Origin of the sequence: Aeromicrobium sp. CnD17-E, assembly GCF_024124745.1 — a bacterium.
GTDB lineage: Bacteria > Actinomycetota > Actinomycetes > Propionibacteriales > Nocardioidaceae > Aeromicrobium.
This window is the reverse complement of the sequence record NZ_JAMXRU010000025.1, coordinates 19420-33238: the sequence shown is the minus strand read 5'-3', so window position 1 is coordinate 33238 and position 13819 is coordinate 19420. Positions and strand designations below refer to the sequence as shown.

General features: G+C 69.2%; 15 protein-coding genes. All 15 read right to left on the bottom strand.

Translation table 11 applies throughout. The features are described from left to right. Window positions 1–676, bottom strand: a 676-nt coding sequence (gene rpsC / locus NH339_RS07315; RefSeq protein ID WP_253023938.1) for a 30S ribosomal protein S3, incomplete at its 3' end; no start/stop codon positions are given. 2 nt (window positions 677–678) lie between these two features. After that, on the bottom strand, window positions 679–1116 hold the full coding sequence (gene rplV / locus NH339_RS07310; RefSeq protein ID WP_253023936.1) for a 50S ribosomal protein L22: 438 nt from the start codon (window positions 1114–1116) through the stop codon (window positions 679–681). Next, window positions 1113–1394 carry a 30S ribosomal protein S19 gene (gene rpsS / locus NH339_RS07305; RefSeq protein WP_067859804.1) on the bottom strand — a complete coding sequence of 94 codons (282 nt, stop codon included), beginning with the start codon at window positions 1392–1394 and terminating at the stop codon, window positions 1113–1115. The genes rplV and rpsS overlap by 4 nt, the downstream gene beginning before the upstream one ends. A 33-nt stretch (window positions 1395–1427) precedes the next feature. Continuing rightward, window positions 1428–2255: a 50S ribosomal protein L2 gene (rplB, locus tag NH339_RS07300; protein WP_067859807.1), complete on the bottom strand. Its 828-nt coding sequence runs from the start codon at window positions 2253–2255 to the stop codon at window positions 1428–1430. A 13-nt stretch (window positions 2256–2268) separates the two neighbouring features. Beyond that, window positions 2269–2571: a 50S ribosomal protein L23 gene (gene rplW / locus NH339_RS07295; protein WP_067859810.1), complete on the bottom strand. Its 303-nt coding sequence runs from the start codon at window positions 2569–2571 to the stop codon at window positions 2269–2271. A 4-nt stretch (window positions 2572–2575) separates the two neighbouring features. Further along, window positions 2576–3547: a 50S ribosomal protein L4 gene (gene rplD, locus NH339_RS07290; RefSeq protein WP_253023934.1), complete on the bottom strand. Its 972-nt coding sequence runs from the start codon at window positions 3545–3547 to the stop codon at window positions 2576–2578. Between the two features lie 3 nt (window positions 3548–3550). Continuing rightward, window positions 3551–4231, bottom strand: coding sequence for a 50S ribosomal protein L3 (gene rplC / locus NH339_RS07285; RefSeq protein WP_253023932.1), 681 nt, complete (start codon window positions 4229–4231; stop codon window positions 3551–3553). Between the two features lie 17 nt (window positions 4232–4248). Then, complete coding sequence (rpsJ, locus tag NH339_RS07280; protein ID WP_067859819.1) at window positions 4249–4557, bottom strand: 30S ribosomal protein S10; 309 nt, start codon at window positions 4555–4557, stop codon at window positions 4249–4251. 443 nt (window positions 4558–5000) lie between these two features. Then, on the bottom strand, window positions 5001–5972 hold the full coding sequence (locus NH339_RS07275; RefSeq protein ID WP_253023930.1) for a type IV toxin-antitoxin system AbiEi family antitoxin domain-containing protein: 972 nt from the start codon (window positions 5970–5972) through the stop codon (window positions 5001–5003). Between the two features lie 253 nt (window positions 5973–6225). Further along, window positions 6226–7419 carry an elongation factor Tu gene (tuf, locus tag NH339_RS07270; protein WP_067859832.1) on the bottom strand — a complete coding sequence of 398 codons (1194 nt, stop codon included), beginning with the start codon at window positions 7417–7419 and terminating at the stop codon, window positions 6226–6228. Window positions 7420–7527: 108 nt separating this feature from the next. Next, entirely contained in the window at window positions 7528–9639 is a 2112-nt protein-coding gene (gene fusA / locus NH339_RS07265; RefSeq protein ID WP_067859834.1) for an elongation factor G, read from the bottom strand. Between the two features lie 44 nt (window positions 9640–9683). After that, window positions 9684–10154 (bottom strand): 30S ribosomal protein S7, encoded by a 471-nt coding sequence (rpsG, locus tag NH339_RS07260; RefSeq protein WP_067859836.1) that lies wholly within the window; start codon window positions 10152–10154, stop codon window positions 9684–9686. Continuing rightward, on the bottom strand, window positions 10154–10528 hold the full coding sequence (rpsL, locus tag NH339_RS07255; RefSeq protein WP_067859838.1) for a 30S ribosomal protein S12: 375 nt from the start codon (window positions 10526–10528) through the stop codon (window positions 10154–10156). The genes rpsG and rpsL overlap by 1 nt, the downstream gene beginning before the upstream one ends. An 853-nt stretch (window positions 10529–11381) precedes the next feature. Then, window positions 11382–12401 (bottom strand): class II fructose-bisphosphate aldolase, encoded by a 1020-nt coding sequence (fbaA, locus tag NH339_RS07250; RefSeq protein ID WP_253023928.1) that lies wholly within the window; start codon window positions 12399–12401, stop codon window positions 11382–11384. A gap of 41 nt (window positions 12402–12442) precedes the next feature. Next, window positions 12443–13819, bottom strand: a complete 1377-nt coding sequence (locus tag NH339_RS07245) for an FAD-dependent oxidoreductase (protein ID WP_253023926.1) — start codon at window positions 13817–13819, stop codon at window positions 12443–12445.

Sequence of the window (13819 nt, the reverse complement as noted above, 5' to 3'; positions counted from 1 at the left end):
TGCCGGGGGCGGCGGCGCGACGCGCGGCCTCGGCCTCGCGCTCGGCGCGCGTGCCCGCGACCTCGCCCTTGTAGATCCACACCTTGACGCCGATGCGACCGAAGGTGGTCTTGGCCTCGTAGAAGCCGTAGTCGACGTCGGCGCGGAGCGTGTGCAGGGGCACGCGGCCCTCGCGGTAGAACTCCGAGCGGCTCATCTCGGCACCGCCGAGACGGCCCGAGCACTGGATGCGGATGCCCTTGGCGCCGGAGCGCATGGTCGTCTGCATCGCCTTGCGCATCGCGCGACGGAACTGCACGCGACCGCTCAGCTGCTCGGCCACGCCCTGCGCGACGAGCTGGGCGTCGAGCTCGGGCTGCTTGACCTCGAGGATGTTGAGCTGCACCTGCTTGCCGGTGAGCTTCTCCAGCTCGCCGCGGATGCGGTCGGCCTCGGCGCCACGGCGACCGATGACGATGCCCGGACGCGCGGTGTGGATGTCGACGCGGACGCGGTCACGCGTGCGCTCGATCTCCACGCGGCTGATGCCGGCGCGGTCCATGCCCTTGGTCAGGAGCTTGCGGATCTTGACGTCCTCGCCGACGTAGCTGCTGTACAGCTTGTCGGCGTACCAGCGGCTCTTGTGGTCGGTGGAGATGCCCAGGCGGAAGCCGTGCGGGTTGATCTTCTGGCCCATGGTCAGCGACCGCCCTTCTTCGTGTTCTTGCGCGACTGCGGCACGTCGGCGGACGGCTGCACGACGACGGTGAGGTGGCTGGTGCGCTTGAGGATGCGGTTGGCCGCACCCTTCGCGCGCGGACGCCACCGCTTCATCGTCGGGCCCTCCTCGACGAGCACCGTGGAGATCACGAGGTCGGACGCGTCCAGACCCTCGGTGGTCACGGCGTTCGCGACGGCGGACTCGACCAGCTTGTAGAAGTTGGACGCGACGGCCTGCGGGGCGAACTGCAGGATGGCGAGCGCCTCCTGCGTGTCCATGCCGCGGACCAGGTCGCCGACGCGGCGCGCCTTCTGCGGGGTGACCCGCACGAAGCGGGCCACGGCGAACGCGCCCGCGGCGTCGCCGAGCAGGCGCTCGCGGCGCGCGCTGACGTTCTCTCGGGTAGCTGCACTCATCGCCTCTTGGCCTTTCGGTCGTCCTTCTCGTGACCGCGGAAGGTGCGGGTGGGGGCGAACTCGCCCAGCTTGTGCCCGACCATCGCGTCGGTGATGAACACCGGGACGTGCTTGCGGCCGTCGTGCACGGCGATCGTGTGTCCGATGAAGGACGGCAGGATCATCGAGCGACGCGACCAGGTCTTGATCACGGTGTGGGTTCCGGCATCGTTCTGAGCGTCCACCTTCTTCTCGAGGTGGCCGTCGACGAAGGGACCCTTCTTCAAACTACGGGGCATTCTCTACTCCTGGATTCCTGAGCTCGTCGAGGCTCAGCGGCCGGACTTGCGGCGGCGGACGATCATCTGGTCACTGGCCTTGCGCTTGCGCGTACGGCCCTCGGGCTTGCCCCAGGGCGAGACCGGGTGGCGACCACCCGAGGTCTTGCCCTCACCGCCACCGTGCGGGTGGTCGATCGGGTTCATGGCCACACCACGGACGGTCGGGCGCTTGCCCTTCCAGCGGTTGCGGCCGGCCTTGCCCCAGTTGATGTTGGACTGCTCGGCGTTGCCGACCTCGCCGATGGTGGCGCGGCAGCGGACGTCGACGTAGCGCATCTCGCCGGAGGGCAGACGCAGCTGGGCGCGCGAGCCCTCCTTGGCGACGAGCTGCACGCGCACACCGGCGGAGCGGCCCATCTTGGCGCCGCCACCCGGACGCAGCTCCACGGCGTGGATCTGCGTGCCGACGGGGATGTTGCGCAGCGGCAGGTTGTTGCCGACCTTGATGTCCGCGGTCGGGCCGGCCTCGATGGCCTGGCCCTGGCGGATGCCGTCGGGCGCGATGATGTAGCGCTTCTCGCCGTCGGCGTAGTGCAGGAGCGCGATGCGCGCGGTGCGGTTGGGGTCGTACTCGATGTGAGCGACCTTGGCCGGCACGCCGTCCTTGTCGTAGCGCTTGAAGTCGATCACGCGGTAGGCGCGCTTGTGACCGCCACCCTGGTGACGCGTGGTGATGCGACCCTGGTTGTTGCGGCCACCCTTCTTGGGCAGCGGCTCGACGAGGGACTTCTCCGGCGTGGTCCGGGTGATCTCGGCGAAGTCGGCGACGCTGGAGCCACGACGGCCCGGCGTGGTCGGCTTGTACTTACGGATAGCCATGTCTGATCAGTCCTCAGCTCGGGCTCGAGAAGATGTCGATGCTCTGGCCGGCGGCGACGCTCACGATGGCCCGCTTGGTGTCCTTGCGCTTTCCGAGCCCGTTGCGGGTGCGGCGCGTCTTGCCCTTGCGGTTCAGCGTGTTCACGGCCGTCACCTTGACGCCGAACACGTTCTCGACGGCGATCTTGATCTCCGTCTTGTTCGCGTCGGGGTGAACCAGGAACGTGTACTTGTTGTCGTCGATGAGCGCGTACGTCTTCTCGGAGACGACGGGCGCGATCAGGACGTCGCGGTGGTCCTTGTGCAGGGTGCTCATGCGGTCACTCACCAGCCTTCTCGAAACCGGCGGCCTGCGCGGTCTCCTCGGTGTCGAACCAGACCTCGGCGACCGTCTGGTCGTACCAGGGGCTGTCCGGCGTGTGGAACTTCATCGAGTCGACGTTGCCCTTGATCTCGTGACCCTTGGGCGCGTTGCCGCTCTTGAGCGGGGCCTTGGAGCCGGGGCCGTAGGGCTGCGTCTTGGTCGCGCCCTCCGCGCCGGACTCCTCGGTCGCCGGGGCGGCCTCGGCCTGCGCCGGAGCCTCCTGGGCGGCCGGAGCCTTCTTCGCGGACGCCTTCTTCGCCGGCTTCGCGGCGGGCTTGGCGTCGGCCTCGACGACGGCCGCGCTGAGCGCGATCGTCTCGGCACCCTCGGTGGAGCGCGCCTCGACGAAGGCCTCGAAGGCCTCCTGCGTGAAGATCACGTCGTCGCTGAGCACGACGTCGTAGGTGTTCAGCTGGTCGAAGGTCAGCACGACGAGGTCGGTGACGTTGCGCAGGCTGAGGGCCGTGACGGCGTCCTCACGACGCACGACGACGAGCACCCGGCGACGCGTGGTCAGCTCGGCGATCGCGGCGACGGCGGCCTTGGTGGAGGGCGCCTCGCCCGTGACGAGCGACTCGACGACGTGCAGGCGACCCGAGCGGGCCCGGTCCGAGAGGGCTCCGCGCAGGGCGGCGGCCTTCATCTTCTTGGGCGTGCGCTGGTCGTAGCTGCGCGGCGTCGGGCCGTGCACGACACCACCGCCGGTGTAGTGCGGGGCGCGGATCGAGCCCTGGCGGGCGCGGCCGGTGCCCTTCTGGCGGTACGGCTTCTTGCCACCGCCGCGGACCTCGCCGCGCGACTTGACGTCGTGCGTGCCCTGACGGGCGGCGGCGAGCTGCGCGGTGACGACCTGGTGGATCAGGGGGATGTTCGTCTGCACGCCGAAGATGTCGACGGGCAGCGCGGCATCGATGGTCTTGACAGCCATGGATCAGGCTCCCTTCGCGCCGGTGCTGGAGGCGGACTTGGCCGCGGAGCGGACCACGACGAGTCCACCCTTCGGGCCGGGGACCGCACCCTTCACGAGGATGACGCCCTTGGCGGCATCCACGGCGTGGACGGTCAGGTTCTGGGTGGTGACGGTCTCGGCGCCCATGTGGCCGGCCATGCGCAGACCCTTGAAGACGCGACCCGGGGTGGCGCAGCCACCGATCGAGCCGGGCTTGCGGTGGTTGCGGTGCGCGCCGTGCGAGGCGGAGACACCGGCGAAGCCGTGACGCTTCATGACGCCGGCGAAGCCCTTGCCCTTGCTGGTGGCGGTCACGTCGATCTCGTCGCCGGCGGCGAAGATCTCCGGGGAGATCTCCTGGCCGAGCGTGTAGTCACCGATCGCCTCGGTGCGGATCTCGACGACGTGACGACGCGGCGTGACGCCGGCCTTCGCGAAGTGGCCGGCCTGCGGCTTGGTGATCTTGCGGCCGTCGATCTCGCCGAAGCCGATCTGGACGGCGGTGTAGCCGTCGGTCTCGGCGGTGCGGACCTGCGTGACCACGTTCGTCTCGGCGGCGAGGACGGTGACGGGGACGATCTTGCCCTCGTCGTCCCAGACCTGCGTCATGCCGAGCTTGCGGCCGAGGAGGCCGCGCGCGTTGACGGTGGAGGAGGTGCTCATGGTGTTCTCGTCCTCCCTCAGAGCTTGATCTCGATGTCGACACCGGCCGGCAGGTCGAGTCGCATGAGCGAGTCGACGGTCTTCGGCGTCGGGTCGATGATGTCGATGAGCCGCTTGTGCGTACGCATCTCGAAGTGCTCGCGGCTGTCCTTGTACTTGTGCGGCGACCGGATCACGCAGAACACGTTCTTCTCGGTCGGCAGGGGCACGGGGCCGGCCACGGAGGCTCCGGTGCGCGTGACCGTGTCGACGATCTTGCGCGCCGAGGTGTCGATCACCTCGTGGTCATAGGCCTTGAGCCGGATACGGATCTTCTGTCCCGCCATGCTCTGGTCGTCCTTACTCTTCGTCAGCTTGGTGTGCCCCTGGGGCTTGTTCTCCCTGGAGGGGATCGCTCCCCTCCGCCCCCCGAGGTCGGGCGTGTCGCGGTGGTGACCACGAGCGTGCGCGAACCTTCTGGAGTTGGGTGGTTGGACTTCCGGTCGCGGGCCGCGGCCTCCAGGGAGTCCGCGTCACGTCGCTTCCAGCAGTCAGGCCGGACACCGTGCAGCGCGCTCGTCGACCCCGGCGTGAGTTCCGGGCGGGCACGCCCCAGCGATCCGGCCGGAGCAACCGCACTAGTCTGACAGACTCCCCCGCCGGAACACAAATCGGCCCCCGGCGCGGACCTGCGGTTTACCACGGGACCGTGGTAAACGTCGTCCGCCCGCGGCAAACTTCCCGCGGGACGACGACCGTTGCCGCGGGAAGTGGGCGCTCGCGCCGTCGCTCAGCGGGTGGCGAGAGGCACGTAGAGCCGTCTCGACTGCGCGAGACCCTCGAGGATCATGCGCGCGGTCGCCGCGCGTCGGGCCGGACCCAGGTCGACCCATCCCCACCTCGACATGCCCCACCGCCTGTCCCTCACGGCGTCCTCGCGCTGCTTCTCCTGGACGAGCGCGCGCACGTCGCCGTCCCCGAACGGGTTGAGCCTGCCGAGCTTGACCATCCCGTCGAACTCGCCGCAGTGCCGACTCTCCTCCCACAGGAAGTCGAGCCGCGCCGAGCGACCGTCCCTCAGGACCAGCGTGCGCTGCAGCTCGGGGCGCGGCAGGTCGAAGCGCCACATGAGGTACAACGAGCGCACCTCGCCCACCGTCTCGGCGCGCCCGTCGCTCATCCGCAACGACAGCCGAGCGTGCCGGGCACCCGGCCAGTGCCCGATCTCCTCCAGACGCGGCTCGAGCTCGACGTCGACGACGGCCGAGCGGAGTCCGCTCGACGCGATCACCATGCCCTCCTCGATGCCGACCGTGCAGGCGCACTCGAGCACGGTGCGCGTCGGAGCCGTGACCAGCCGGCCGTCGACCTCCACGACGTCGGCGTCCTCGAGCCGGTTCTCGTGGAACACCACACCGGCCTCCCGTCGCCCGCCTCCCCCGTCGACGCGCGTCAGGTGGACGAGTTCGAGGTCCACGTTCCAGACGTCGAGCCCGTGGAGGACGGCGGCCGTCACGTGGGACGCGGCGACGGTCGGTCCGAGCTTGTCGAGCACCGCCTTGGCGACGATGGCATGCCTCTCGACAGCGTCCGCGAGCTGCCAGAGGTCGTAGGGGACGTAGGTGCCGTGCCGCACCCGTGCGAGGAGACGGCTCGCGCAGGCCTGCCGGATCTGGGCGTCGGAGACACCTGAAGCGTTCAGCTGGTGCCGGAACAGGTACCCACCCTGAGCGGTCGCGATGGTCACGAGGTCGTCGAGCATGGTTCGACACTCGTCGACCTGGCCACGTCAGGACAGCACCCGACGCCGGCCTGTGCACGAACGCGGGGCGAGGCGCTGGTCCGAGGCAGGCCTGTGGACACGCTTCCCTGGGCAAAGGTCGTCCTCCCGCGGCAAGCATGCCGCGGGAGGACGACGTTCACCACGGTCCCGTGGTAAACCGCAGAACACGACGAAGCCCCTCGGACCCGAAGGTCCGAGGGGCTTCGCTCAGCAGTGCTGGTGTGTCGTCAGATCACTTGTTGATCTTGGTGACACGGCCGGCGCCGACGGTACGGCCGCCCTCGCGGATGGCGAAGCGCAGGCCCTCCTCCATGGCGATCGGCTGGATGAGCTGGACGCTCATCTCGGTGTTGTCGCCGGGCATGACCATCTCGGTGCCCTCGGGCAGCGTGACGACGCCGGTGACGTCCGTGGTCCGGAAGTAGAACTGCGGACGGTAGTTGTTGAAGAACGGCGTGTGACGGCCACCCTCCTCCTTGGACAGGATGTAGACCTGGCCCTCGAACTCCGTGTGCGGGGTGGTCGAGCCGGGGGCGATGATGACCATGCCGCGCTCGACGTCCTCGCGCTTCGTACCACGGAGCAGGAGGCCGACGTTCTCGCCCGCCTGGCCCTCGTCGAGGAGCTTGCGGAACATCTCGATGCCGGTGACCGTCGTGGTCTGCTTGGTCTCACGGATGCCGACGATGTCGACGGTCTCGTTGACCTTGATGATGCCGCGCTCGATACGACCGGTGATGACGGTGCCACGACCGGTGATCGTGAAGACGTCCTCGACCGGCATGAGGAACGGCTTGTCCGTCTCACGCGGGGGCAGCGGGATGTACTCGTCGACCGCGTTCATGAGCTCGAGGATCGACTCGCCCCACTTGGCGTCACCCTGCAGCGCGGGGTGGGCCGCGACCTTCACGACGGGGACGTTGTCGCCGTCGAACTCCTGGTCGGAGAGCAGCTCACGGACCTCGAGCTCGACGAGCTCCAGGATCTCCTCGTCGTCGACCATGTCGCACTTGTTGAGCGCGACGACCATGGCCGGGACGCCGACCTGGCGGGCCAGGAGGACGTGCTCACGCGTCTGCGGCATGGGGCCGTCGGTGGCGGCGACCACGAGGATCGCGCCGTCCATCTGCGCCGCACCCGTGATCATGTTCTTCACGTAGTCGGCGTGGCCGGGGCAGTCGACGTGGGCGTAGTGACGGTTCTCCGTCTGGTACTCCACGTGCGCGATCGAGATCGTGATGCCGCGCTGACGCTCCTCGGGAGCCTTGTCGATCTGGTCGAAGGCCGAGGCCTCGTTCAGGTCGGGGTACTTGTCGTGCAGCACCTTGGTGATCGCCGCCGTGAGCGTCGTCTTACCGTGGTCGATGTGACCGATGGTGCCGATGTTCATGTGCGGCTTGGTCCGCTCGAACTTCGCCTTAGCCACTGTGGGCTCCTCCTGGGTTGAGTGTTGCGCTGTCTGATGTGGTGCTGGGTCTGAAAGCCGTCGGGTCCCGCTGGGAGACCTAGGCCACCTTACCGATGACGCCGTTGGTTACTCGCCGCGGGCCTTCTTGATGATCTCCTCCGCGACGGCCTTGGGGACCTCGGCATAGGAGTCGAACTGCATCGAGTACGACGCGCGGCCGGAGGTCTTGGACCTCAGGTCGCCCACGTAGCCGAACATCTCCGAGAGCGGGACCAGGGCCTTGATGACCTTGGCTCCGCCGTAGCCCTCCTCCATCGCCTGGACCTGTCCACGGCGGGAGTTGAGGTCGCCGATCACGTCGCCCATGTAGTCCTCGGGCGTCGTGACCTCGACGGCGAACATCGGCTCGAGCAGGGCCGGGTCGGCCTTGCGCGCGGCCTCCTTGAAGGCCATGTTGCCGGCCAGCTTGAACGCCAGCTCGCTGGAGTCGACGTCGTGGTAGGCGCCGTCCTCGAGGGTGAACTTGACGTCGACCATCGGGTAGCCGGCGAGGACGCCGAACTCCATGGCCGCCTGTCCACCGGCGTCGACCGAGGGGATGTACTCCTTCGGCACGCGGCCACCGGTGACCTCGTTGACGAACTCGTAGCCGCCCTCGCCACCGGCGTCGGGGCCGTTGGGGGCCACGCCGATGACGACCTTGGCGAACTGGCCCGAACCACCGGTCTGCTTCTTGTGCGTGTAGCTGTGACCCGTGACGGCGCGCTTGATGGTCTCGCGGTACGCGACCTGCGGCTTGCCGACGTTGGCCTCGACCTTGAACTCGCGCTTCATGCGGTCGACCAGGATGTCGAGGTGCAGCTCGCCCATGCCGGCGATGATCGTCTGACCGGTCTCCTCGTCGGTGTGGACCTGGAACGTCGGGTCCTCCTCGGCGAGCTTCTGGATCGCGACGCCGAGCTTCTCCTGGTCGCTCTTCGTCTTCGGCTCGATGGCGACCTGGATGACCGGGTCGGGGAACGTCATCGACTCGAGGACGATCGGGCTCGCCGAGTCCGCCAGGGTCTCGCCCGTGGTGGTGTCCTTGAGGCCCATGACGGCCACGATCTGGCCGGCGCCGACCGACGCGATCTCCTCACGCTTGTTGGCGTGCATCTGGTAGACCTTGCCGATCCGCTCCTTGCGGCCCTTGGTGACGTTGAGCACCTGGGTGCCCGCCTCCAGACGACCGGAGTAGACGCGCACGAAGGTCAGCTTGCCCAGGTGCGGGTCGGTCGCGATCTTGAACGCCAGACCGGCGAACGGCGCGTCCTCCGACGGCGGACGGGTGGCCTCGACCGACTCGTCCTTCGCGTCGTGGCCCTTGACGTCACCGACGTCGATGGGCGACGGCAGGAAGTCGACGACGGCGTCGAGCAGGGGCTGGACGCCCTTGTTCTTGAACGCCGTGCCGCACAGGACCGGGTTGAGCTGTGCCGCGAGCGTCGCGCGACGGATGGCCGCCTTCAGCTCCTCGACGGAGATGTCCTCGCCCTCGAGGTACTTCTCGGCGATCTCGTCGTCGACGTCGGACAGCGTCTCCAGCAGGGCCTCGCGACCCTCGGCGGCGGCGTCGGCCAGGTCGGCGGGGATGTCCTCGACGGTGTAGTCCTCACCGATCGTGGTCTCGCCGCGCCAGGTGAGCGCGCGCATGCCGACGAGGTCGACGACACCGAGGAAGTCGCTCTCGGCGCCGATCGGGATCTGCAGCACCAGCGGCGTGGCGCCGAGGCGCTCGCGGATGGTCTTGACGCAGAAGTCGAACGAGGCGCCCGTGCGGTCGAGCTTGTTGACGAAGCACATGCGCGGCACGCCGTACTTGTCGGCCTGACGCCACACGGTCTCGGACTGGGGCTCGACACCGGCGACACCGTCGAAGACGGCGACGGCACCGTCGAGGACGCGCAGCGAGCGCTCGACCTCGACCGTGAAGTCGACGTGCCCGGGGGTGTCGATGATGTTGATCTGGTGGTCCTTCCACCAGCAGGTGGTGGCGGCGGACGTGATCGTGATGCCGCGCTCCTGCTCCTGCTCCATCCAGTCCATGGTGGCGCCACCGTCGTGGACCTCACCGATCTTGTACGTGATCCCGGTGTAGAAGAGGATCCGCTCGGTGGTGGTGGTCTTGCCGGCATCGATGTGCGCCATGATGCCGATGTTGCGGACGCGGGTGAGGTCCGTCGTGATGTCGGTTGCCACGGTGAGCTACCAGTTCCTTACGTCGAAGATGGATGCTGCTGGAATCACCAGCGGTAGTGGGCGAAGGCGCGGTTGGCCTCGGCCATCTTGTGCGTGTCCTCGCGCTTCTTGACGCTGCCGCCGAGGCCGTTGCTGGCGTCGAGGAGCTCGTTCATGAGGCGCTCGGCCATGGTCTTCTCGCGACGCTCGCCGGCGTACTTGACCAGCCAGCGCAGCGCGAGGGTGGTCTGACGCGCGGGGCGCACCTCGATCGGGACCTGGTAGGTCGCACCGCCGACACGACGGGACTTGACCTCCAGGGCCGGCTTGACGTTGTCGAGCGCACGCTTGAGCGTGACGACCGGGTCGGTGCCGGACTTGTCGCGGGTGCCCTCGAGCGCGGTGTAGACGATGCGCTGCGCGGTCTGCTTCTTGCCGTCCACGAGGATCTTGTTGATCAGCTGCGTGACGAGCTGGTTGTTGTAGACCGGGTCGGTCTCGGGAATCCGCTTCGGCGCGGGGCCCTTGCGAGGCATCAGCTCTTCTCCTTCTTCGCGCCGTAACGGCTGCGAGCCTGCTTGCGGCCCTTGACACCCTGGGTGTCGAGGGAGCCGCGGACGATCTTGTAGCGCACACCCGGGAGGTCCTTCACACGACCACCACGCACGAGCACGATGGAGTGCTCCTGGAGGTTGTGACCCTCACCGGGGATGTAGGCCGTGACCTCGGTGCCCGAGGACAGGCGCACGCGAGCAACCTTGCGCAGCGCGGAGTTCGGCTTCTTCGGCGTGGTGGTGTACACGCGGGTGCACACACCGCGGCGCTGCGGCGAGCCCTTGAGGGCCGGCGTGCTGGTCTTGGTCACCTTGCTCTGGCGACCCTTGCGGACCAACTGGTTGATCGTGGGCACTACGAACTTCTTTCTTCAGGCGAGAAGGACTCTGAGTCGTGCTGCACTCGCCGCCGGAACTGGTGCGAGGTGGCGGGATGCGCGCAGCGTCCTGGACAATCCAGGCACAGCACTCAACAGTACCTCCCGGCACCAGCCCGGGCAAATTCCGGGGTGCGCGGTCGCCGTCGTCGTGCTGGTGGGCTCGGGCTGTGGTGGGGGTGGGCTGCGGGCGCCTCGGGCTGGCTGAGCGCTCGGCCGCGGCTGCGTCGGTGCGGTTTCCCTCTCGGGTGGGGCTGCGTCGGCGCGGCTCGTCGTGGCGGCGGGTTCCGCAAGGGCCTCGACCGGGCGGCTGGCGACCGCGCTGGTCTGGGGTCTCGGGCTGCCGGTTTGTGCTGGGGTGGACGCAGGAACCTGCGTTGGCGCGTCCCATCGGTGGATCTGCCACCTTCTGAGCGCCCTTCAGGTGGTGGATCCACCGCTGAGCGGGTCGGACGGGGCAGTGCTTCTCCCTTCTCGTGGACCGTGCCACGAGAAGGGAGAAGCGCTGCCCACCCCACCCCGAGCGCACCTACGATTCTCCCTTCGTGCGCTGAAGCCCGGATGCTTCTGCGACTGCTACGGGATCCCGGAGCAATCGCAGAAGCCTTGGCCCTCCCGCACACGAACGCCGAATCCTGCGTCCACAGCGCGGGCCACAGCCCGAGGACCCAGCCCACGGGCCCGCCCAGCCGCCCGGTCGAGGCCCTTGCGGAGGCCACCCCCAGCGCCAGCCGAGGCAGCGCACCAGCAAGTCCGGACGTCCTGCGGCGGCGCCCCCCCGACGTACCGCAGCCCCGACCTCGGCGAGGTCGGGGCTGCGGTGCGGGGTGGGTCAGAGGGTGGTGCCGGCGGAGCGGAGGTCCTGGCAGGCCTCGACGACGCGGGCGGCCATGCCGGCCTCGGCGGCCTTGCCCCAGGCGCGCGGGTCGTAGGCCTTCTTGTTGCCGACCTCGCCGTCGACCTTGAGCACGCCGTCGTAGTTGCTGAACATGTGGTCGGCGACGGGGCGCGTGAACGCGTACTGGGTGTCGGTGTCGACGTTCATCTTGACGACGCCGTAGTCGACGGCGGCGGAGATCTCCTCGGGCAGGGAGCCGGAGCCGCCGTGGAAGACGAAGTCGAACGCGTCCTCCTTGCCGTACTTGGCGGCGACGGCCTCCTGCGCGGCCTTCAGCACCTCGGGGCGCAGCTTGACGTTGCCGGGCTTGTACACGCCGTGCACGTTGCCGAACGTGAGCGCGGTCAGGTAGCGGCCCTTCTCGCCGAGGCCGAGCGCCTCGACCGTGGCCAGGGCGTCCTCGGGGGTCGTGTAGAGGTGCTCGCCCATCCCGCCCTCGACGCCGTCCTCCTCGCCGCCGACGACACCGATCTCGACCTCGAGGATGATGTGCGCGGCAGCGGCCTTGGCGAGCAGCTCCTGCGCGATGACGAGGTTCTCGTCGAGCGGCACGGCCGAGCCGTCCCACATGTGCGACTGGAAGTACGGCAGGCCGCCGCCCTTCACGCGCTCCGTGGAGGCCTCGATGAGCGGGCGGACGAAGCCGTCGAGCTTGTCCTTCGGGCAGTGGTCGGTGTGCAGGGCGACATTGATCGGGTACTTCTTGGCGACCTCGTGCGCGAACGCCGCGAACCCGAGCGAGCCGGAGACCATGTTCTTGACCGTGGGGCCCGAGAAGTAGTCGGCGCCGCCGGTGGAGACCTGGATGATGCCGTCGGACTCGGCCTCGGCGAAGCCGGCGAGGGCGGCGTTGAGCGTCTGCGACGACGACACGTTGATGGCCGGGAAGGCGAACGACTCGCTCTTGGCCTTGTCGAGCATCGCGGCGTAGGTCTCGGGGGTGGCGACGGGCATGGAGTCTCCTTGCAGGGCGGCCGGACGGCGGTGCGCCCAGCCTACTGGTCGAGCTGCTTCACGAGCGCACGGGCGAGGACCTGCACCTGGCTCCACACCGACGAGAACGGCGGCGCGTACGACAGGTCGGTCATGACGAGCTCGTCGACGGTCATCCCCGACCAGAGGGCCATCGCGGCGGTGTCGATGCGCACCGCTCCCCCGCGACCGACGAGCTGCACGCCGAGCAGCCGCCGGGTGCCGCGCTCGGCGAGGCCCCAGAGGGTCATCGGCTCCGCGCCGGGGTAGTAGCCGGCGACGGTCGTCGTCTCGACGTCGGCGCTCACGGTGTCCAGGCCCGCGTCGTCGGCCTGGGCGCGGCCGAGGCCGGCGCGGGCGATCTCGAGGTCGCAGAACTTGGTGATGGCGGTCTGCACGACGCCGGGGAAGGTCCGCCCCGACCAGTCCGCACCGAGCGACGCGGCGATCGACTCGCCGGCGACCATGCCCTGCTTGTTCGCGTGCGTGCCGAGGGGCAGGTGGATCAGGGACGACGTGAGCCGGTCGTGGGTGACGACGCAGTCACCCGCCGACCACACGTCGGCGACGAGCGAGCCGTCGGGCGCGAGCACGCGCTGCTGGTCGTCGGTGACGATGCCGTCCTTCGTGCCGAGGTCGGCGACGTCGGCGAGCAGCTCGCTGCGGGGGACGACGCCGAAGGCCGCCACGACGAGGTCGGCCGCGAACGTGTCCTCGTCGGTGCGCACGGCGGTCACCGCACCGTCGTCGCCGACGTCGAAGCCGGTGACCGCGGCCTCGGTGACCATGTGCGCACCCTTCTCGCGCATCGCGTCGGCGATGACCTCGCCGATCTCGTCCTCGACGATGGGCAGAGGTGTCGACTCGCGCTCGACGACCGTCACGTCGAGTCCTCGTGCCAGGCAGGCCTCGGCCATCTCGATGCCGATGTAGCCGCTGCCGACGACGACGGCCCGCCGGGCGCCGGCGTGGATGCGGTCGATGACCTGCTGGCCGTCGACGAGGTCCTTGACGCTCATGACGCCGGGCGCGTGGACGCCCGGGAGGTCCGGCCGGATCGAGCCGGCCCCCGTCGCGACGAGCAGGCGGTCGTAGCCGAGCGTGTGCTCGCCCGCCAGGTCGCGGTAGCGCACCTCGTGGGCGTCGACGTCGACCGCCACCACCTCGCTGCCGAGGCGCACGTCGATGCCGCGCTCGCGGTGCTCCTCGGGCGAGCGGGCCACGAGGCCGTCCGGCCCGTCGATCTCGCCGGCCACCCAGTAGGGCACGCCGCACGCGGAGTAGGACGTGTGGTGGCCCCGCTCGAGGACGACGACCTCGACGTCCGGGAGGAGGCGGTGGACGGCGGAGGCGCCGGTCATCCCGGCCGCGTCACCCCCGACGACGACGACGCGAGTCAT